The organism is Bacillus sp. 2175, assembly GCF_057812155.1.
The window spans coordinates 12397-33868 of record NZ_JBSZSU010000011.1 but is presented as its reverse complement, the minus strand read 5'-3'; the positions used below and the strand labels follow the sequence as shown (position 1 = coordinate 33868).

20 protein-coding genes and 2 pseudogenes are annotated in these 21472 nt (G+C 34.2%); all 22 read right to left on the bottom strand.

The genetic code is table 11. From position 1 onward, the window contains the following. Window positions 1-11: 11 nt before the first annotated feature. A pseudogene (locus ACXKY9_RS30700) lies at window positions 12-1982 on the bottom strand (VirD4-like conjugal transfer protein, CD1115 family); the annotation flags it as partial. Between the two features lie 953 nt (window positions 1983-2935). Further along, a pseudogene (locus tag ACXKY9_RS30695) lies at window positions 2936-3586 on the bottom strand (type IV secretory system conjugative DNA transfer family protein); the annotation flags it as partial. Window positions 3587-3612: 26 nt separating this feature from the next. Next, a complete protein-coding gene (locus ACXKY9_RS30690) occupies window positions 3613-5541 on the bottom strand; it encodes a coiled-coil domain-containing protein (RefSeq protein WP_016097484.1) in 1929 nt (642 codons plus the stop codon). Window positions 5542-5625: 84 nt separating this feature from the next. Continuing rightward, on the bottom strand, window positions 5626-5904 hold the full coding sequence (locus ACXKY9_RS30685; RefSeq protein ID WP_016097485.1) for a TrbC/VirB2 family protein: 279 nt from the start codon (window positions 5902-5904) through the stop codon (window positions 5626-5628). A 17-nt stretch (window positions 5905-5921) separates the two neighbouring features. After that, window positions 5922-6218: a hypothetical protein gene (locus ACXKY9_RS30680; protein ID WP_016097486.1), complete on the bottom strand. Its 297-nt coding sequence runs from the start codon at window positions 6216-6218 to the stop codon at window positions 5922-5924. A 19-nt stretch (window positions 6219-6237) separates the two neighbouring features. Next, the gene (locus tag ACXKY9_RS30675) at window positions 6238-6384 is read right to left on the bottom strand and encodes a hypothetical protein (protein ID WP_016097487.1); all 147 of its coding nucleotides are present in this window, start codon (window positions 6382-6384) and stop codon (window positions 6238-6240) included. A gap of 18 nt (window positions 6385-6402) precedes the next feature. Next, entirely contained in the window at window positions 6403-6765 is a 363-nt protein-coding gene (locus ACXKY9_RS30670; RefSeq protein ID WP_016097488.1) for a hypothetical protein, read from the bottom strand. 41 nt (window positions 6766-6806) lie between these two features. Then, window positions 6807-7556 (bottom strand): hypothetical protein, encoded by a 750-nt coding sequence (locus ACXKY9_RS30665; RefSeq protein WP_016097489.1) that lies wholly within the window; start codon window positions 7554-7556, stop codon window positions 6807-6809. Then, a complete protein-coding gene (locus ACXKY9_RS30660) occupies window positions 7553-8386 on the bottom strand; it encodes a hypothetical protein (protein WP_016097490.1) in 834 nt (277 codons plus the stop codon). Before ACXKY9_RS30660 ends, ACXKY9_RS30665 begins: the two co-directional genes overlap by 4 nt. A gap of 33 nt (window positions 8387-8419) precedes the next feature. After that, window positions 8420-9769, bottom strand: coding sequence for a CpaF/VirB11 family protein (locus tag ACXKY9_RS30655; protein ID WP_016097491.1), 1350 nt, complete (start codon window positions 9767-9769; stop codon window positions 8420-8422). Window positions 9770-9785: 16 nt separating this feature from the next. Further along, window positions 9786-10169 carry a hypothetical protein gene (locus ACXKY9_RS30650; protein WP_016097492.1) on the bottom strand — a complete coding sequence of 128 codons (384 nt, stop codon included), beginning with the start codon at window positions 10167-10169 and terminating at the stop codon, window positions 9786-9788. Between the two features lie 87 nt (window positions 10170-10256). Next, window positions 10257-10409: a hypothetical protein gene (locus ACXKY9_RS30645; protein ID WP_016097493.1), complete on the bottom strand. Its 153-nt coding sequence runs from the start codon at window positions 10407-10409 to the stop codon at window positions 10257-10259. 91 nt (window positions 10410-10500) lie between these two features. Next, complete coding sequence (locus ACXKY9_RS30640; protein ID WP_016097494.1) at window positions 10501-10875, bottom strand: hypothetical protein; 375 nt, start codon at window positions 10873-10875, stop codon at window positions 10501-10503. Window positions 10876-10894: 19 nt separating this feature from the next. Next, the gene (locus ACXKY9_RS30635) at window positions 10895-15178 is read right to left on the bottom strand and encodes a hypothetical protein (RefSeq protein ID WP_044129296.1); all 4284 of its coding nucleotides are present in this window, start codon (window positions 15176-15178) and stop codon (window positions 10895-10897) included. Between the two features lie 98 nt (window positions 15179-15276). Next, complete coding sequence (locus ACXKY9_RS30630) at window positions 15277-15486, bottom strand: DUF8088 domain-containing protein (protein ID WP_021729731.1); 210 nt, start codon at window positions 15484-15486, stop codon at window positions 15277-15279. Between the two features lie 86 nt (window positions 15487-15572). After that, window positions 15573-16766, bottom strand: coding sequence for a hypothetical protein (locus tag ACXKY9_RS30625; RefSeq protein ID WP_016097497.1), 1194 nt, complete (start codon window positions 16764-16766; stop codon window positions 15573-15575). 88 nt (window positions 16767-16854) lie between these two features. After that, entirely contained in the window at window positions 16855-17076 is a 222-nt protein-coding gene (locus tag ACXKY9_RS30620; protein ID WP_016097498.1) for a hypothetical protein, read from the bottom strand. A gap of 15 nt (window positions 17077-17091) precedes the next feature. Next, window positions 17092-17361: a DUF6440 family protein gene (locus tag ACXKY9_RS30615; RefSeq protein WP_016097499.1), complete on the bottom strand. Its 270-nt coding sequence runs from the start codon at window positions 17359-17361 to the stop codon at window positions 17092-17094. A 1-nt stretch (window position 17362) separates the two neighbouring features. Further along, window positions 17363-17812 carry a hypothetical protein gene (locus tag ACXKY9_RS30610; protein WP_016097500.1) on the bottom strand — a complete coding sequence of 150 codons (450 nt, stop codon included), beginning with the start codon at window positions 17810-17812 and terminating at the stop codon, window positions 17363-17365. A 1-nt stretch (window position 17813) separates the two neighbouring features. Beyond that, the gene (locus tag ACXKY9_RS30605; RefSeq protein ID WP_016097501.1) at window positions 17814-17939 is read right to left on the bottom strand and encodes a hypothetical protein; all 126 of its coding nucleotides are present in this window, start codon (window positions 17937-17939) and stop codon (window positions 17814-17816) included. Window positions 17940-18044: 105 nt separating this feature from the next. Further along, window positions 18045-18344 (bottom strand): hypothetical protein, encoded by a 300-nt coding sequence (locus ACXKY9_RS30600; RefSeq protein ID WP_228522939.1) that lies wholly within the window; start codon window positions 18342-18344, stop codon window positions 18045-18047. A gap of 153 nt (window positions 18345-18497) precedes the next feature. Then, a complete protein-coding gene (locus tag ACXKY9_RS30595) occupies window positions 18498-21461 on the bottom strand; it encodes a Tn3 family transposase (protein WP_000538375.1) in 2964 nt (987 codons plus the stop codon). Window positions 21462-21472: the final 11 nt, after the last annotated feature.

The window sequence follows — 21472 nt, the reverse complement described above, 5'->3', positions numbered from 1 at the left end:
TTTCAAATCAATTACTCTACCAACATGTCCAATATTTTTTCTAAATACATCTTGATTTCATCATCTGAAGAATGTTCTTTTAAAAACTTCACTTCTTCCGTCTTTGGAACGATGGTATGTTTTGCATAATCTAATAGCATTTGTACAAGTCGTTTCTGAATATCTTCAGTGTCGTTTCTATTTCTTTTCTCTTTCACAAGACCAATGAGCGATTTAATCGCTTCATTAATATCTGTTTGCTCTTTTTTCACTACAGGATTAGCTTGTTGCTTTTTAATATATTCCTTTTTCGCAACTGGATTTAATATAAAATCCAAGAAGTTTAGGTATAGCTCTGTTAAATCTAATCCTGTATGTAAGGAAGGAATATCAATATCATTTAAATCATTTGAAGTATCAAACAAGCTCGATAGAAATTGCCAACGAAAAGGCATTGTCATTCCTTGTGTATTAAAAATCGGATATGGTCGCACTTTTTTCCTATTTAAATCTTGTCTATGCAATGCACGAATAACTAAAGTTTCTCCCTCAAGAAATTGTGATAATCTATCTGGAGAGATGATACGTTGTTGGTCTGCACTTTTCGTTACCTTGTTATCTGTATCCAAGTGACTTTCATTGGAAGATTTTCCAATAATAGTTTCATGTCCAGCACGTTTTGAAATTTCTTCAATTGTTTCAGGATCTGTCGACATAATATAAAGATGATTTTGACAGTTTTGTTTGATTTCTTTCGCTTGCTTATCATATAGTTTCTCAATTTGCGAGTATGACTGAAGCACCAAATTAAACAGCATATTACGCCCAGCACAAACCGTTAATACCCCACCCATATCATCAATAGGTGGCATATTACCAAACTCATCTAGTAAGAAATGGACACGCCTATAACACTTTTTACCCTTTGTATCATTACAATTCATCGATAGCTCTGTATACAGCTGCTTAACAAAAATACTTGCTAGTGCGTGATTCGACTTATCGTAGTCGGGGACGATCATAAATACAGCTGTAGGCTTATTGGAATACGATAACTTCGCTTTCGGTTGTAAAGGAAAAGTATTAGCTTTTAAAATCAGTGTGACTTGACGCTGATACTCAGGTTTATGTTCGCATCCCTCTTTCTTTTGATAAACAACTTGCCCCTTTTCATCTAGCAGTTTTTCAAACTGTAAGCTATAAAATAATCTGTACTTCTTTTTTTGGTTTTCTACATCTTGATAACGAATTAGTAATAAATCCCCATCTTCTAGGGATTCATCAAAGTTCATGTTGCACATACCTAAGGCTTTCACCTTAATTTCATAGCTTAAAATTTCCGTTTTTTCTTGGTTATTCTTATGAAAAGATACCGTTACACGCTTATTCAAAAATCGTTCATCCAACTGAAAAAATAGATTTTTAGGAAAACCTACTTGTTTTAAATCCAAGCTTGATTTCGAAGTCATTTTTGCAAACATTTTATCCGCAAAAGTTTGTAACCCTTGATTGGCTGTTGCTAGAATAGACCCCTTTGCTTTTTCTCCTGCAAAGCTAGTTGATCCATACTGCATCTTTGCGACATTACCTTGCGGTAGACTCTTAAAATATTCATCTAATGCGCTCTTTTCGGTAAAATCATCAGGCTTCTCTTTATAATAAAAAGTACCTAATTCATTTAGCATTTGAGATACATTGTGCATTGTAATCTTTTCAATACAGTTATTCTTCACACAATAGTCCACGATAGCGAGAATAATACCGTTAATCGCATTTTGTGCAGATGTATTAAAGAATGCATTATCACCAGCATTTGGGTTGTTATAAAGAGAGAATGTTAATGTATTCGCTCGTTTAGCCGCTTCTTGGTCATCGCCATTCACCCATGCATCAATGACTAACTGTAACGGGTTATACGACATTCCTTGTAAGGGTTCTGAGATATTCAAAACTTGAACATCATACCCACGTTTTTCTAATGTCTCTTTAGATGCACTATACAATTATAGTGATAGGTAAGCCTTTGAGATTATCTCCAGCTTTTCCCCCACTTCACACCGTACGCGCCCGTTTCCGGGCATACGGCGTTCCATCGTTTCCAATTGAAAGAAATTGTTACCGTTAAGACTGTTCGAGTATAAATTGTCATACACTTTTTTTTGTGTATCATAATATTCGTTATGTCTTAGCTTGGTTTTCTTTAACATGGGCTGTAACCTCCTTATTACTTTGGAGCATTACATCTCTTAGTCTTACTCGAAACCATGTTAACCAATAGTAACCTTCAATCTTCAATCGACTAGTGGCTATCCCTCCACGTTCATTACACGTTTCATCGGTACTGTGCCACCACTTTCACTGCCGTTAAACCAAGTTATATCGACAACTAATCTCATTGTGACTTTCCTTGGCAACACTTCAAAGAGAACAAGCCCTCCATGTCGGCAGCTTACCACGTTCCGTCATTCTTATCTGTACATACACTTTTAGGTTTCCCCTATGAGCCTGCTACCTTAATAACGCCTGTAACGATATATGGGCTTTCATAAAGGAGAGTTTTACTCACCCACAGTAGCGACACTTATTTGTGTCAGAGAACCTTTCGATTCCCTCCCGATATAGACCCGTACCATCAGGGATTCGTCTGCGCTTACTAGCGATCGCCTCTAGTTCATCGCGCATCCTAACCTTGAGTGTTTTATAGACCTCCGGTCTATCAGTTACACCATCCACCGCTGAATAGCTTTCGTATTAGAGATACTAATTTACGGTAACCTTCAACCGACTTCACCGAGCTTCACACAGTTCAGTACTTGCTTACTTTCCTGCATGTCGGAGGATTAAGGGAAGCCCTTCCAGACGTTACTCCTTCATTTGACTTCTCAAAATGACAGTTCACTGCTGAACTGTTGAGTTCGACAGTGCCTAAGCTTTTCACTTAGGAACGTGTCGCGCCTCCTTTCGGATCATTTACAACCATACTTGATTGATTTTTTGCTCTACTCAAATTATCAATCATTGGTACGACAATCGTTTCCCCTTTACCTGAACGAGAAACCCCTAGTATTGCTGTATTGACTGTATCTGTATCGACATAATATTTGTTCTTATAATGTGATACAGGAACACCGCCATACCCCTCAAACATTTCCGTCTTTTCGGGAATTTCTCTATACTGTTCTTGAATTTCTTCAATTGTAGTAAAACGGCTATCCCCCTTTTGACCATAAGCTACATTTTCGTCACTTCGATAATTAACCTTTGAATACACCAAAAAACCCATCACCGTAGAAGCTAATAAGCCAAACAAGTACATATTTGTAGGCAGAACAGGAAGAAAAACATTTTTAATTGAAATACCTTTCTCCCAATCCGTACCAAATACATCAAAAATAGTTGGCTTTTCAACCGTTTTTGATAATTCATTTACAATGGCGTAGTACGTACCTGCTACAAAATTTAGTCCACCTAAAGGAAAAAGCACCGCAAGTGAAGAAATTGCGAGTGCTTTTTTATTTATCCTATTCTTTTCTTGTGGCAGGTCTTCACCATCAATATTGTAATTATGATGAAGGTACTTATTCCGCTTGAATTTTAATAGTGTCATTTTCGCATTCCCTCCTTATTAACCACTTACTCAGAGTCCATTAGTCTAGCTAAAAATGTTCTCCGTTTTTTTGTAGACGTTTTTGTTTGTTGTTGCATTACAGGTTGTTGTGGCTGTATTGGAGCTTGTTGTACTGGCTGTTGATACATATATACTGGCTGTTGTACAGGTTGCGGATACATCATCACTGGTTGTTGTAGTGGCTGTTGTTCTGGGTTAGCATGAGCTTTTAATAACTTTTCTTTTAAATCTTCTATGATATTCAATAGCTTCTGTTCTCTATCGGTGCTCCTTACCTCTTTCGCTTCCTCTTTTCTTTGTTGTAAGTTTAGTGCTTCTACTTCAATTCTGTTCTTTTCTTCTTCTATTTTTAATTGACGTTCTTTCATTTCTTTATCGTGCTCTGCTTGAATTTCTTCTTTCCATTCAGGGATTAACTGCTTCATTTTATCCTCTAAAACCGCAAACCCCACTTCTTGTTGTTCATTGGCAGCGTTCATAATCTGTTCTGTCATTTCTATAGAATCAGATAAATACTCGTTCTTTTTATTGATCAGTTCTTTTTTGCCTTCTACTTTCAACTCATACACTTTCTCTAAAGTTGCTTTTCTCTTTTCAATTTCATTTTCTTTCTTTAATTCTTCTTCACACGCACTTACTAACGTATTCTTACGCCCTTCTAATTCTGTTTGATATGCCGTAAATTCTGCTTCTTGCTGCAATTTAAAAGACTCTAATGCTAATCTTTGTTTTTCAGTAAATACAGATAATTTTTTTTGCATTTCTTGCATTTCTTTGTTCTCAAACTCATTTAACTCTGCTAACCTTGTTTGGAAACCTTGTTCAAAAATGTCTTGCAGCCTTTCTTCAGCTTCTTTTTGATAATCACGCATCATGACTTCTTTATAAATATTTTCAAGAGCCAAACGGATTTCATCTCTCAAATTATTTACTTCTTGGTAATATTTATCTTGAATCAGCAAAAAATCTTTTCCACTTAACACGTTTTTTACATATTGCATTTTTTTCTTTTCAAGCCCTGTAGTTGCTTCCTCACTCATACCAAACCGACTTAGTAAGTGCTTGATAGTAAATCGTGAATCATATCTTTCTTGCTTTGTCTCAACTTCACTAAGGTTCAGATATTCTTCATAATCAGGGAATGTTACACCTTGGTTCTGAGCTTCAATTACAGGCTCTTGATTTGTTTTCTGAACGTCTGAACCGTTACTAAATAGCTCTTCTTCTATACTTTGAACTGAATCAACTTCATTTGTAGGAAATGGTAGTTCTTCAGCCACTTTTTCCAAGTTCACTCCTGCGGGTAATTCATCTTGTTCTTCTTCTTCAATTGTAAATGGATCATCATCTTCTTTTTCATCTAAAGCAGCAGCGTGTTCTTGTAGCCCCTGAATATCTTCATCCTCAAAATGATGTGTTCCCCTACTTTTCAATTCATGCATAGGCATTTCTTCAAAAGGATTTTCCTCTACACCTGCAAACTCTTTTTTCACTTCATTATCACCATGTGGTACTTCTTCCTTTTTTCCAAACAATTTAGCGAACAAGCCACCTTTTTTCTTTTTAGGTGCTCCTTCCTCATGTTCTATAACTGCTCCACCTTCTTCAGCTCTGTAACTTTCATATATACCTTGTTTGATTTCCATTCCTAAGTTATAATCTGTTCCTTTTTCAAGGTCTTTTGAAATAGCATTGAGTAAAGAAAATTCACTTCCTACTTGTACCGGTAATTCAAATTCATATGCCTTTTCATTCTCAACATCTTGCAATAACAGTAGCACTTGATCAGATTGTTGATTTTGTTCAATATATCTTTGAATTAACTCTTCTGCTGCCTTTAACCCTAGTTGTTTTCCGTTCCCTGCTTTATTCTTCCTTAAAAACTTTTTGAAAGCTTTTGATTGTTCTTTTTGTAAAAACTCTACAATATACACTCTCTTAACCTCATTTCAAATATAGAATTTTTTTAAAACAAAAGAGAAGCCCACAATTAGTAAGCTTCTCTTTCAGTGTGTTTCTTAGAAACCAGCTGTAACGCCTTGAACTGTACTTGCGAAAGTTCCTGCTCCCCATAAAAGAACACCACCAACAACAATGTAAAGTAGCCATTTTTTCGCTGTACGGCTTGGCCCTTCGCCGAACATGAACATGAAAGCAATAATACATACACAGAAAATAATAACTGCTATACCAAGTCCTTGTAACTTTCCAGACCAAGATGTTAATGCATTACTTACAGAATCAAAGAAATCATTGTAAGTTAATAATTTGATAGCAAAAATATTGAATAGATCCATTTTAAATTCCCACTTTCTTATTTATGTGATTGATTATTTTGAGTTAAATGATTAGGTTTCGGTTGTGCATCCGATTGACTTTGTGTTTTGTTCTTTTTTTCCTCTTCAACAACAGAAGCTGCGATGAGATCCATCGCAGCTCCTTCTAACATCTTATTTCTCCACTCAGGATTTCCCCCTTGAAGTAGAGATAAGCAATTGTCACTTACAATCTTTTGAGACCATTCCTCATATATCGTTCCTTGTTTCTTTAAAAGCACCGCTGCTGCATTCTGCAATGGTGTTTTTTCATTTTTACCAACTTTCCTAGCCATATCTAATTGACTCCTTTACTTAATACTTTGTGTTTTTTTGAGAAATAAAATGATGGAATAAACCTTCCATATTAGGCTTTTCATCTAAACATATTGTTATAATCGCAATAAGTGTGATTACTCCCCCCATAAGAACTATTAAGCGAAAAGTATTATTTTCTAGCATTTCTCAAACACCTACTCTCTAGCGTACTTGCGAGATTGCAGATCCATGAAATTCCATCTTCACATCAGGTAAATTAAAAAGTATGATTTTCAAATTTGCTATTACCTGATAATCAACAACGTCACCGTAATTAACTTTTTTATTTAGTTGCTCACTTTTTATAGTAAAAGCTCCTTTGTATTGACGATCACTATATTCCTTCAAATTCTGAATAGATTCTTTTGTTAATCCACCATGTCGTTCTATTTGATAATTCACCTGTTGTTTATAAGAATTTACATCGTTCAATTGAATGCCGAAAAGGGTTACTGCAACCATCAGCATGATTAACATTAACCCTACAAACCATTTTACAATTGTCATAATTGAACCATCTAACATATTTTACACCCACTCATTTTCATTTCACCCTCCCCTATTATTTATGAGAGATTAATTGATGATAGGTGATATACCAATACCGCTGCTGCAAACCCTACTACTAATATGAAAGAACTCATTACCATTTTCGTAGGGAAGAAATTAAATCGTCTTAACTTAAAAGCGATAATTTCATCGATTGCTCTTTGTAACTCAGCACTTGCTATTTGTCCTAACTCATTAATAACGTTTGTATCTGATGAATTTTGTTGAAAATCATAAACAAGTTGCATAAAGTTTATTGACATATCGCTACCACTTGAACGCATAGCATAATCGGTGAATGGCTGAATATCATTTGGTTTGTCTGTCATTTCCGACATTAATTTAGCTAACGAATTTTTATCTACTGGCTTTTCCATACGATTAAGTATTTTACGAAAAACTTGATATAGACTCACTGATTCACCCGCCTCTTTCAAGTAAGGCATTAATAATCTAGTGAATTTAGAAAAATTTAAATGTCTTTCAAATTTAAAAGCACTATATACCTTATTAACGTGTGTATATTTAGAACGATACAAGAAAATTGGTAGACCAATTGCTATGAGGTAGCACCAACTGGAGAGAAACAAACCTAATAGCAATCCGAAAATACACATAACAAATGATTGTAACAATCGTCTCTTTTGAAATTTATCAATCATTGCCTTTGTATTTCCCATTTCTTCTAACATGCTATATAAATCTTCTTCCGCCAGTAATCGATTGTAACGATTTTTTTTACTACTTTTAGCTGTTACTATCTTCATACTTTGACCTCCATTATCGAATCATCGAAAAAGTATGCAGTAAAGGATTTAAAGAAGAAAAATATTGTACTCATATAAATACCACCCGTAACCCAGCCAATAGGGTGTCTTGCAAATGCTGTTATATACGTATTAACACCAAAAGAAACAGTAATTGCCAAGATGAACACTACTATAATAAAACAAAGAGTTTTCATATCTTTCATATGGCCCTCTTTCTTTCTTGCATAGTCATCCTTTTTTTCTTTCGTTTCATTGTGATGAGTTTTAATATCTTTCAATGTCTCCAGGTTTGTTCTCCCCTCTAAAACACATGTTTCAAGTTGTTCTAAATACTGATCAAATGTAATATCTTCTCGATATTTATTGGACAGTTGTTTAAAAGCATGAATCACCTGTGTTTGATCCGCCCCAATAATATTTGCCATTAATATATTTAAATCTTCCCTCAACTCCCCATTTGCACGCTTAATCGCTCGTTTTAAGGAGATTAATAATGTTTGATTTTCATTCGATAAGAGAGAGGTCATATTATTGACAAATTTATTTCTTTCCCTAAATGAATCACGCTCATATGCCCTTTTAATAATATTAGGCATTAGCACTTTCAATCCGTATAGTGCCCCCATCAATCCTAAAATTAATGAGAGCCACCATATATAAAGTAAGAGAAAAGAAAATACCCCTGTAACTAGACCTGGAATAGCTGCATATCTCATATAATCCTTTTTGTTTAAGGGTTTCCCATATGCTACCTTGAATGCATTAATTTCTTCGGCATTCACAAATTTCTTTTTTCTTGTTTTTGCATTAAAAGTAGAGATTTTCAAACCTTTACCTCCTTTCTCGGAGTTTTCCATTTTTTATCTACTAATGATTAAATCCTTTTTAACGGCTACTTCATCCTTAAAATCAGGAAGTTTATAATTCATATCATTTTCCGCTAACTTTTCATAAAATTGATCAGATAGATTTCCTGTTGAATAAGTAAATTTACCATTTTTATATTTTTGTTCAAATACCATTCTGTTACCTTCTGGCGAATATTCCACAACCTTTGCTAGATAACGAATAACTCTATTAATCTGTACATTCCCTTGTTTAGTTGTTTTTACTACCAATCGCTTAATATGGCATCCAAAATTAAAATAGCGCAAAATATCCTCTTCTAGAGATTTTTCATCAAATTGGTATCCCATCTTTGACATATTAACAAGTCGTTTTGGAGAAGTTTCTGCATCTACAGAGTGTAAAGAAGTAACAATATGATGTCCTGAGAACACCGCTTGAATCATCTCATATGCTTCTTTACCACGTAATTCTGAAATCATTATCCAGCGTGGATTATTTCGCAATGCAGCTTCTATAAGATCTGTAACAGTAACCCCATGTCCCGTTAACCAACTAAACACATCTTTATCAGGAAATAGTTTTTTTACATGCGTTTCAGGAACATCTTCAATCATAATTGCCTTATGTTCAAATCGGATATATGAGAACAAAAGCTTCAAAAACTCGGTTTTCCCTGTCCCTGTTTCTCCTGAAATCACAATGTTATTTCGGGTTTCCATGAGAATTCTAAAGAATTCAAGCATGAACGTAGGAGCAAATGTTTCAAAGTTTCCTTCATGTAATGCCAATCTCGGACGAACAATCCTTAATGACATTGTAGAATTCCCTGTTGTATTTTGGTGATGAACCGCATTAATACGTACAGAGTCATAAACACCATCAAAAATAGGTGATTTAGGAGCAAACTCTTTTCCCACTGCATGAGCAAATTTCTGTATTACTCGTGTTATATACTGTTCCGTAATTTGATGATCAGTGTCTCTATGAATTTCTTTATAATCACTAGATTCTACAATTAAGTGACTTGAGTTATATGATATATCAGTAATATCAGGACGTTCATTAATTAACCTTTCTATAACACCTGTTCCAACAATTTCAGATACCACATACTCATAAACCTCAACCAATTTATCTTCTGGAAAATCCATGAAATGAGCTGCATATTTCTCTTTAATAATATCTTTGATTTTTTGTCTTGCTTCTTCTTTTAACATGGCATCAATAACTAATTCCGCTTTACTGTTTTTCAAATCATTTCTTATTGTTTCTAAAGATTTTTGAAAATTCACAGAGCTAAAATCGTTAAATTTACTGTCTTTTTTCTTTTTTACTGCTACGTTCTTAAACGCTTCTAACATACAATTCTCCTTTCTGCTAGGATGTTGCAATACTTACTTTATAAGTTGCTTGATACGTTTGATCTCCGTCATGGATAATGGCTCGAATTGCTTTAGTAGAGCCATTCTTATTATCTCGGTACTTAAATTCATATGTTGCATCGTTACTGATTTTCACAAGCTTATTTGACTCAATACGTTTTTTAAAATCCTTTTCAAAATCACTCTTTACAATAAACAGCTCTCCACTTTGCACACGAGAGCTATTATCTACATTCGAAATTACACTCGCTCGAACTGTCTCTGTAACTCCTTGTGTGACTGAATCAGTAGCAAAATTCTCTCTATAGTAATAACCACCTATGGAAACTAAGAAAATCCCTAAAACGATTATCACTAGGATGAAAGGATGTTCTTTCACTTCTTTCACTCCTTTCCAAGCAAATAAAGGGAGAGCTTACTCCCCCTAATTTGTTGGATAATGGTTAAACATCCACATTTAAAAGAGTTATTTTGATGCAGCAGCCAGTTTTTGCTTAAACAAATCAATTACTGATTGTAAAATTTCAGGATAAGCGATTAGGATTGCTCCTAACAAAACACCACCAACAGAAACTGCACCAATCATCCACCAACTACGATCCGTATTTTGATCTAACATATTTACTACATCCTCTCAATTTTTATTTTTGTATATAAAAAAGAGACGCAATTAAAAAATCACGTCTCTTTTTCTACCAATTATTTATTTTTTAATACAACCTAATGCCTAATTTAATAGCACGCTCTACCGTTAAGTATTTGCCCATCATAAGCATATTAATTGCTCCTAATGTAGTAGGCAATAAATCATTTATAATACTATGAATCTTGTCTTTTATAAAAACAATCCACATATTAAAACTAAATCCATCAAATTGACTCGTATCAAAGCTAAAGTCAAAGTGGAACATATCACCTAATGATAAATTTCCCGAAAGTAAATTTCCGATGCCAGCTTGTGTAAAAGCAGAAAGGCTGCCTTGCAACGAATATCCAATTAAACGAATTACTATTCCTGTAATTACGAAGTATAGCGCCATAAAGATAATTTGTTTCTTGGCCGAATGATAAGTTAGGACATTCACACATTTTTCATCTCCTTTCCTATTGCTTTAACCAAGCAACATCTACATCTGACCAACCAGGCGGTTTGCCATTTGAGAAAGGATTTTTTGGATCAACAGGCTCTAACAGTAATTCATCATCTTCCAGGGTTTTCGAGCCAATTGTCCCGTACATATATGCATATAAATTTAATGGTTGTGTTACCTCAAAGTTAACTTTATTAGCGCCTATAGGGATTCCCGATACTATTAAAACGTTGTATTCTCCCAGATCTGCCCAAATAGGAACATATAACTTTCGCTTCCCATCCTTTATTGCATTCTTAATACGTGGATCATGGTCTTTTACTTGTTGGTCTGTAAATAAATTACCCGTTTTTTGTTCCACATTAATATGTGGCAATTCAAAAAGATAATCAGTGTTCTTTTTGTCCGTGCTGCCTGTTTTCTCAGCTTCTTCTAAAGGAACAACAAATTGATCACCTTTTTTCTCATAATTCAAATGAGAATCAATTAATCTCTTATCTACTAAAGCATTTGTCTTAACATCATAAGAAACCGCTAATTCATTGTTATAACTAACTAATGGTTTCAACTCAAAACCATAGCCAGTTTTTTGTTTAGGTAGCTGTTTTAACGGAATTGTAAGTGTTTCATAAAAGACTTCCATCTCTTTTCCGACTTCACGCTCCGTCATTATAACGCCTTTATATTTTAACTCAGTAGATGCTTTTGTATTTGCCTTTACAGTTTCTTCAGAAGAAGTATAACCATCCGTATCTACTTTTCCTTTCCCATCTACGATAAAAATAGATTCTTTATTGACTTTTTCAAATCTAACCTCGTAGTTTCTCTTATTATTTTTCTTTAAAAATTTAGGATCTACCTTGAATTTTATTTCCTCCGGTAATTCCTGAATTGTATATACTTTACTGTCTACCAACTTATTATCAGACTTATCATATAAGTTAACAGCAACATTACTCTTATTAGAGTCCTCATAAATGATGTCCTTGTCTAAACGTACAATTACTGGCAAACCAATATCAGCAGGTGCAGTATCGATTCTTATTTTTCTAAGACCTAAATTTGCATCTGCTACAATTGTATATTTCACCTGGTTAGAAACAGGAGATAATTTGTAATCAACAGAGGTATTTACCACTGTTTTACTTACGTAAAAATCTCCAAATTCATTTTTATGTGTGCCGTAAACAAGATTCATTTTTACAATATCGCTGCTACTTAATGAATCATTTATATACAGCAAAATAGAGACCACTTTTGATAGATCCTGCTCTCCTGTATACCTATACCAACCATTTGACTTTAAATCAATTTTGTTTGGATTATTTGATTCAACAAAGCTGTTATTAAGCCATATTTCAACGTTCTTATTATTAGCATTTTCTAGTGCTATTTGTCTCAAGAAAGTAACACCATTAAAAGCAGATCCATTATGATCCTTATTTCTTGGAACATATGTAAGTGCCTTAATATGTGACTCATCTTTGATTGTCGTATACGGTTGAACACCGACCACATAGTCACTGTTCTTTTTCCCTGTCACTTTCTCAATTGTTTCACTAACACCAACCATACCAATTTTCACAACTGAAATATTCTTAGAACTTGTCCTAAATTTTTCTGCCCTTGTGTCCATCGCACTACTAAGAACATTCGTAATTTCCAAACCTACCTGATTTCCTTGCGGAAGTAGTACAGGATTAATTCTTGTCTCAAAGTTGATTTTTTTGAGCGTTTTATTACCACGAGTCAATGTGTCATGCCAAATCAAATGATTACTTCCATCATTTTGTTGCTCAATTTTTGGTTCGATATACTGATCACCATATTTAGCAGAACCAACCACATAATCAAGACCTTTTGGTATTTTCACTCTCATTTCTACTTTTTCATCTAATGAATTATAATCCATTGCATCAGGTAACTTTACTAAATTATCAACGGTTACACTAACATTATCTGAACTGTAGTAAGTATTTTTATTTGTTTTCACATCACTACTCGTCTCACCATTCATAATGCCTAGCGTTTCAAAATTCACAGTACTTCCTACAGGAGATTGCAGTTTTGTTATATTTCCCTTTTCATCATACTCAGTAAAGTTATTATATTTCCCTTCACCACGTACTCGATAACCCACTTTTCTATCAGCTGAAGGATACACTATTGAATCCGTAACCGTTATGTTTGGCGTTCCTTTTTCATTAACACTACCTATTTTCTTTGTTTTTACCTCTAATGGAATATTCCATGCTACAACCTCACCATCCCCCATAGATGCATTAATATCATTTTTGATAGCAGCTACTTCACCTTGTTTCTTTGCTTCATCATATGTGCTATACCAATCATAATCCTCATCTTTGTTTTGGGTTAGTGTTTCAAAAGAATTATCTCCTTTTTTAGATATTCCAAAATAGATTTTTTGTTTATCACTATTTGTAACCCTTCCCGCAGAAGTGTTGGGATACCCCTCGTTTAACATGTTCTTCCTAGCTGTTTCCGCACTATTTTTAGATAGATAAAACGAATCTGTATTCCACTTATAAATCATCGTTGTACCACCTTCTGTAACAGCACGAACATTCAAATGACTAACGACTTTTACATTTTGTCCTACTATAACTGTTGGATCTCCTTTAGATACAGCGCTATAGCCAACATTTGGTGTACCTAACTCCTTATGATCTGTTGTATGGAATGTAGTTTGTATGGAGTATGCACCTTTAGGGTTATTCCTTTCGGTAAGCGTGTATCTTCCAACAGTGTTATAAGGAATTGTATTACCCTTGCCATCCTCATAAGAATCAATAACAAATTCTAAATAATAAAAAACATTATTCGGTAGATTATCCTTATTATTTTTACCCAGTACAGGATAATATTCATTTGTTGAATGTATTAAGAAACGTGTGCTTGAAAATGCTTTTTCATTCTTTCCGAAGGTAGGAATTACTGAATAACCTGGCCTTGACATCATCGTTGGGAAAGTTGAACCAATTACATAGTCTTCTATACTACCCGTATAACCTACACGATCCTTTGTAATTTCTGGTTTATTCAAACGTACTGTTCCACTATCCCATACACTGTCAATCGTGTATTTATCAATATCACTAGCATTCCATATATCTTTTGGAATATATGATTTAGGACTGTTTGCTGTCTCAGTACGAGGATCTTTATAGCCCTTCATACCAATTTCAAAACTTTCCGTACCTTCTTGTGGCACTTTATCTACTATTTTATCAATAGCCTGATAGTTAAAGATCTTTATCGGTTTATCCCGACCCTCAAAATTCAATGTTTCTGCACCTAACGATTTATAATCCCAATCGACTTTTCCTGAAAAATTAAAGTGATAATTAATCTTTCCAGCAGGGAATGTAGCTCCTCGTAAATCAGTTCGGTTTGGTAAATTATTTACAAATAAATCTAAAGCAACTGGATATATGATTGTACGATCATCCTCTTTTGCATTGGGATCATAAACCTTATAATCCAATCTAGGCATTCCACCATAAGAAGCAGTAAAGCGAGCCTTTACATTAACCTTTCCTGAAGTAGTAACGGGACTAATACCATCAAATGATTGCGATACATTTTCATTTGCAATATCTTTCCCATCTACACTTATAACCTGGATTTTAATGTTAGGCTTTAATTTCAATCCATGCTCCGCCCCTTGTACTTCCACCGTAACAGGAATCATTAAGGAGTTACCTGTTTCCTTTAACGTGTATTCCATATCAAAAGAAACAATACCCTTTTCCAAATCCTCTTTACCACCAACAGCAAATTTTGCATTAACACGCTTGTTTGTAATTCCATTTTCTAATGTACCAGTGATTTTCATCTTAATATTTTTTAACGTTTCATTCTTCTTAGGATTAATCGTCACTTTCAATGGGTACGTTACTGTATCAAACGTCCTTACAATGCCATTATTAGGGCTAGAATCATTACCTGCTTCATCATTCGAATCAAAAGGTGCTGTTCCATCTACAATGTCTGAAGGCTTAATAAAGGCTTCAAAATCAAACAACTCACTACCTTTTTTACCATTTGCTACAACTACCTCGCTTGGATTAGTTCCCGTACTCTTCAGATCAGATTTTTCTTGCAGCACAGTCACATCGTCCGTTTTTTTCTCTTGAGCCTGTTTCTGGTCCGATGTACTTTCTGCATGTCCAATTGATACAAAGTCGGCCAAGCTTCCAAACAGAAGCATAACAACAAATAGTAAACTAAATGACCTTCTAAACCACAATCGTATTCCTCCTCTCTTTACAACCATGAGGATCTATCCTCACATGAGAGAAGGGGATTGGTTGGACTTCTTGCTCTTTCTTCCATATAAACCTCCTTTCAGTCGAATCATAGCGCTATGACAATTTACTTAGAATGGTATACCGCTGCTAATGACTCTGCTCCTCTATCTTCTTCAGACATCTCATCAACAATCCCCTTAGTTAGTTTTACAGTGCCAATTTCCTCATAAGGTTCAACAGAATATCCTTTTTCTTTTAAAATAGTCATTACATCCTGCATATCCTTCCAGGCTTTTGTTCCTTCTCCAAACTCAATAGTTACTTTGTTCAGCACTCTTAACCACTCCTTATTAAATAAAACTAAAAAGCCTACCATATATTTTTGATAGACTTTTGATTTCCATTTAATTCACTTGTAATTTAATCCTTGCTCTTAACTTTGGTATTATTAAACATGATACCCTCTGAATAAAATCGATTGTCTATGAGTTCAGGTCCATATTGCTCACATGTGAATTCTAACCCATATCTTTCCTTAAACTCATATATCTTGAATTTACTTCTTCTATTTATTTCTTGTTGAATTTCTTCCTCTGTTGCTACTCTTTCAATCTCATCCTCATCCATAAATACAGTTATGTTTTTTTTATTTTCAACTATAAAATAACCATCTAAGCGAGTGATACTTTCAATACTAAGGTAACTCCATTCATCAAGAGTTACAGAATATCTATTACTATGAAATAAAGTATTAGAACTTATTACCTGACAAGTACATCCTTTATAAATAACCCAATCACCATAATTTAAATCAATCCAATAGCTCTTTCTTTGTCGTTTTAACCATCGTATTAAAGAAGGTATCGCTTCATGCACTAATACACAGAATATAAATATGATAATATACGCTATTATCATTAAAATTACAGCTAATATTAAAAACGAACTTAAATTTAACCACTGGCTATTAAACCAATCAAGGTATAACCAATTAGGAATTTCACCAGTAACAAGCAAATTTATCACAATAGGGATAAACGTAAAACCGCCTATTGCAATCGAATCTTTTTTCAGGTCACTCTCAGGCTCAAACGTTGATTGATTAACAGAAATATAATAAAACAGCCAGTTTGTACACCATAAAAGATAACTCATAACAAATCCTGGTAATGAAATCCCATCATAAATATATCCAGCCATGCACGTCCCAATTATGATGAGCAAACAACTAATACGAAATATATAAGTTAGCCTTGCATCAATAACTTTTCTAAAATGTGAATACTCATCAATTTCTTTGGCATTCTGTTCCTTGCAACATTCACAAAATATTCCACGGAATACTTTGGTTAATATTATGCCATCACCTACTACCTGATAACATTTCGCACATCGAAATGCCCATCCAAGCTCGAATAACTCCTCCCTTAAAGACATACCGAATTCCGCTTTAAGGCACTCATATTTTTCTATTCCCACATCATCTATACACCTTCCCTCCTTATAAGCATCACTTTTTAATATTGCCTTATTTTCATTTTTCGACCTGACAATTTGATGTAATTTATCTTCATCTGTTATTCCTTTTTTATACCAAACATGAAAGACTGGCATTATATTCTCTCCTCCCTTCCAACTTCATTACTGTTTAAATAAAACTAAAAAGTCTACCAATAGGCTTTGATAGACTTTTGATTTCTATTTAATTCACTTGTAATTTAATCCTTGCTCTTAATCCTGGTACTTTTAATGGATCAAGCTTCCTTAACTCATCTATAAACACGAATTCTTTTTCCAGGAGTACTTCTGCTTCATCTATTGGGTACTCTTGAACTCCATCATCCAAAACAATTCTTTTATTTTTAGAGTAAAAAAGGAATCCATAAGTATAATCCTCATGAATTCCTTCAATATAAACTGACATTGTAACCCTCCATATTTAGTTGTAATTTTGCTCAGAGATTTTTTTACACCCTTTCGGTTTACCCTGTTCATCTAGTCTAATTGTCATTCCACCATATGTAACATTTCCAACAAATTTATTTCTATATAAATACTCACACCCTGTCTCTTTATCTACAAAAACCTTAATACCTTCTTTCTCACTTGAAATCTCTTGTACAGCTTCAGAATCCCCTGTTACCGGCTTATCAACATCTACACAACCAACAAGCCCTATAAGAACAAATCCTAGTAAGAATTTTTTCATACTATTTCTGCTCCTTTATGATCTTGTTAATTTTTACTGGTTCATACATTTCTAATTCTTCATTTTCACTATCTACTTTTTGAGTTTCAAAAGTAACGCTATAATTCTCACCATTAACTTGTACTTTACATGTTATATCTTTACTTACCCAATATGCATCCGTATTGGTGTTTAGTTCTGCATCTTCTGATAAAAATAAAAGAGTGCGTGTACCGAGCATTTTGAAATATTTGCTACTAATATTTAATTCTTTTTCAATCATCCCTTCTGCTATTTTTATATTTTCATGGGTTTGTTCTATCTTTATAGCATGCGCCTTATTGCTCTTATCAAGATACTCCTCCCAACTAATTCCTATATAAACTAGCCCTCCAACAATAAAGATAATTATGCTTATTACTTTAATTAACCCTATTTTAGATCTGGTATTCTTCTTTGTTTGCGAATCCATGCTACTTACCTTCTCGTTTTCCTTGATTTTCTTGCTGTCTTTTTCGTTCCCATTCTTGCTTTTTATAAAACATTTTTATTGATTCTTCCCAATACGTATATTTACAATCTGTTTCTTTTATTTTCATACTTCTTCTCTCCCTTTAATTTATTAGCCAATGGATATAAAGAACTAGCAATACTAATATTAGAAAAACAATTCCTGAAATGATAATAATATTGACCATTTTAAGTTACTCCCTTACTAACTTTTCAATATTTTTAGGGGCATACATTTCAGTATTCGTTTTTTTATCAATTATTTTTTTGACATTAAAATACACTTTATACTTTCCATCATCCGTTTTGACATTACAATTCATGTCCTCTTCTACCCATTTTTGATTATTTAGTTCTTTGCCATGTCTATTATCAAATAACTTAATGTTTTTAATATCCTTATTTAGTTCCTTTGCAATTAACTCTTCTGCTATTTTAATATTTTCATAAGTTTGTAGGGATTTTACCTTATCCTCTTTTGCTTCATTAGTCATCCATGTATAAGACCATAAGAAAAACCATATCATCAGTGCAAATATGAGACACTCTATACTAAATATCATTTTTATTAGCTTCTTCATGGGGTACCGCCAGCATTTCGGAAAAAAACCACGCTAAGGATTTTTTCTATAAAAAGAGCCGTTATATTAAGAATAAAACGGCTCTTTTATACGTAAAGGACGTAAATTCATTTGCCCAGTGTCATGTAATCCTTCAAATTTGTATTCTCCAAGAAAATTGATATGTTCCCATCCTAACGGCCACGCATATGGCATTAAATCTTCTCTAAATTCTCCTCTTGCTTTTAATTCTTCTACGGCTTTTTCCATATATACAGTGTTCCACACACTTATAGCGTTAATAATTATGTTTAGTGCACTAGCTCTTTGTAACTGGTCTTGGAGAGCACGTTCTCTAAATTCTCCACGTTGTCCAAAAAATATAATTCTAGCTAATGCATTGATTGCTTCTCCTTTATTTAAACCTTTTTGAACCCGTCTCCTTACGGCTTTATTAGATATGTAATCCAGCGTAAAGAGGGTTTTCTCGATTCGTCCCATTTCTCCAAGTGCTGTTGCGAGTTTATTTTGTCTTGCATATGATCCGAGCTTCCCCATGATAAGAGCGCTAGATACTTTTCCTGTTTGAACCGAGTATGCCAACCTTCTAATATCTTCATAGTTTTCTTTTATTAACTTTACATTAATTTTTCCTTTTAAAAGTGCTTGAACATTTTCATATTCTTCTCCACCAGGTATAGAAAAAAGCTTAGTATCTGCCAAATCACGAATACGAGGAGCAAATCGAAATCCCAACAAGTGTGTTAAAGCGAAAACTTGATCTGTATATCCAGCTGTATCTGTGTAATGTTCTTCAATTTTTAAATCTGTTTCATGATGAAGAAGCCCATCTAATACATGAAGAGCATCTCGTGCATTGGTAGTAATGACTTTCACATGATAGGCAGATAGCTGATCACTTACAAATCGATAAATGGTTCCACCTTTTCCCGTTCCATAGTGTGGATTGGAATCTGCATGTAGAGAACGTACAGCAATGGATAAACGCATACCATCAGAAGAAGAAGTTGTCCCATCTCCCCAATAGGATGATAACTTTTGTTCCTTTTGGAAATTCACGAGAATAGATTGAGCGCGAACCATTGCATCATCATACATTCTCCATTGTGAAGCATTTGCCATTTGTCTATAGGAGATTCCAGGGGTAGCTTCCGCCATTTTTGTAAGACCTATATTTGTCCCCATTGCCATCAAAGTAGCTAATACAATATTCTGTTCCTCTTGATCAGGAGATTGATTGGTAGAGGCGTGGATAAATTGATCATGAAATCCAGTCCAACTGGCCACTTCTATTAGTAAATCTGTCAGTTTTATTCTGGGTAACATACTATGAAGAAGTTTACTAAATGCTTTTGCTTCTTCTGGAGTTCCTCTATCCAATCGCTCAACATGTAGTTTTCCTTGACTAATATCTACTCCTTCTAATTTCTCGCTATTTTTTGATAACCATTCTAAATGTTCATTTAATCGGTTTATTCGGTCAGTTATATAATCTTCAGCTTTTAAAGGGGCTGTAAGGCCATTTGGAATGTTTGAAACTTCGTTCCATTCATCATACGGTATAAGATAATCATCAAATGCCTTATGATGTCTACTGCCTGATACAAAAATATCTCCTGAACGAATATGATTTCTTAACTCGGTTAAAGCTGCCAATTCATAATAGTGCCGATTAATGTTTCCGTCATCATCATATACATGTTTTTGCCAACGGTTAGATACAAAGTGTAAGGGAGCGCCATGAGGCACTTTTCGTTTACCTGTTTCATTCAATTCATGAATCGTATCAAGTGCTTGTAAAACGGGTTCTCCAGATTTCGTCGCTCTAAAATGAAGACTGCGTAATAAAGTAGGTGCATATCGTCTAACATAGGAATAACGAGTATTTAACAAATCCAAATAGTCATAATTTAAAGGCCGTGATAGTTGTTTTGCTTCTTCAACAGATTCGACCATCTCATTCCATGACATTACTTCATCTAGGGCTGCAAAAGCATCTTTACCCGTTTCTTTTGCCTCAATTAGTGTCCCGCATACAGTAATAAATTGTAAAATCTTCTCGTTTAATTTTTTCCCATTTGCTTGCTGTATTTCGTCTTGTTCTTTTTTCCCTTTTGTTTGAAGATTCATCATAAGACGATCATGAATTTCAATTGCGTAATCTATAAGGTCTTGTGTAATCTCCAATAAAAATGAGACTAACATACTATATCTTTTTACTTCATTGAATCGTCTAAAAGCATATGGCTCATATTTTGATCCTAATCTAGCGAGCTGCCGAAGACGATTTGTATTAATTTTTGTGGTATCAATAGTAAGACCAATTTTTTGAACAAATTGTAATCGGTCTATTACTTTTAAAAATGATTCTGGTGAAGGCTGGGCCGGTACATCTTTTAGCCATGCTAATGGAGATTTACCATTTATAGTTGGTAAAAGTAACGCATCTAATTGATCTTTTTGTTCTTGGACCAAACCGTCATGTAGTATACTATACACTTTCTGATCTGCTTGTTGCTTTGCTTCCCAGACGATATCTTCAATCACATACATAGCTGGAAGAATGACTTTCATTTTTCGCAATGTAGATATTGTTATTTCAATTAAATAGAGGGTATTATTGTTATCCATTGCTTGTTGCACTAAAAATTGTAATAAAGTTTCTTTATATTCAGAAGAAAAATTCTGATATCCATATTCTGTTCGAATTTCCCCAAGATGCTCCCATAAAGTATTCCCACGTTTGGCATATACTAAAAATTCTTCAGGTGGAATCTGTAACTGACTCGCAACGTAAGCCACTACATATTGTGGAATGTCTTTATATTCTGTTAAGGACCAGCCAGGATAACGAATTAATGCAAGCTGAAGAGCGAACCCTAAACGATTGTATCCTCTACGGTGTTTTAATATTAAATGTAAGTCATGTTTAGAAAAAGTATGAAATGTTACCAAATCCCATTCTGTTAAACGTGATAAATCCATTAACTCATTTCGTTGTGCCTCTGACAGTAATTGTTTAACTCCCATTGTTTCCCCTT

Coding starts and splice junctions, on each gene's coding strand:
- ACXKY9_RS30685 (WP_016097485.1), bottom strand. CDS start 5,904: ATGGATCTATTCAATATTTTTGCTATCAAATTATTAACTTACAATGAT.
- ACXKY9_RS30680 (WP_016097486.1), bottom strand. CDS start 6,218: ATGGCTAGGAAAGTTGGTAAAAATGAAAAAACACCATTGCAGAATGCA.
- ACXKY9_RS30675 (WP_016097487.1), bottom strand. CDS start 6,384: ATGCTAGAAAATAATACTTTTCGCTTAATAGTTCTTATGGGGGGAGTA.
- ACXKY9_RS30670 (WP_016097488.1), bottom strand. CDS start 6,765: ATGTTAGATGGTTCAATTATGACAATTGTAAAATGGTTTGTAGGGTTA.
- ACXKY9_RS30665 (WP_016097489.1), bottom strand. CDS start 7,556: ATGAAGATAGTAACAGCTAAAAGTAGTAAAAAAAATCGTTACAATCGA.
- ACXKY9_RS30655 (WP_016097491.1), bottom strand. CDS start 9,769: ATGTTAGAAGCGTTTAAGAACGTAGCAGTAAAAAAGAAAAAAGACAGT.
- ACXKY9_RS30645 (WP_016097493.1), bottom strand. CDS start 10,409: ATGTTAGATCAAAATACGGATCGTAGTTGGTGGATGATTGGTGCAGTT.
- ACXKY9_RS30635 (WP_044129296.1), bottom strand. CDS start 15,178: ATGGTTGTAAAGAGAGGAGGAATACGATTGTGGTTTAGAAGGTCATTT.
- ACXKY9_RS30625 (WP_016097497.1), bottom strand. CDS start 16,766: ATGCCAGTCTTTCATGTTTGGTATAAAAAAGGAATAACAGATGAAGAT.
- ACXKY9_RS30620 (WP_016097498.1), bottom strand. CDS start 17,076: ATGTCAGTTTATATTGAAGGAATTCATGAGGATTATACTTATGGATTC.
- ACXKY9_RS30615 (WP_016097499.1), bottom strand. CDS start 17,361: ATGAAAAAATTCTTACTAGGATTTGTTCTTATAGGGCTTGTTGGTTGT.
- ACXKY9_RS30610 (WP_016097500.1), bottom strand. CDS start 17,812: ATGGATTCGCAAACAAAGAAGAATACCAGATCTAAAATAGGGTTAATT.
- ACXKY9_RS30605 (WP_016097501.1), bottom strand. CDS start 17,939: ATGAAAATAAAAGAAACAGATTGTAAATATACGTATTGGGAAGAATCA.
- ACXKY9_RS30600 (WP_228522939.1), bottom strand. CDS start 18,344: ATGACTAATGAAGCAAAAGAGGATAAGGTAAAATCCCTACAAACTTAT.
- ACXKY9_RS30595 (WP_000538375.1), bottom strand. CDS start 21,461: ATGGGAGTTAAACAATTACTGTCAGAGGCACAACGAAATGAGTTAATG.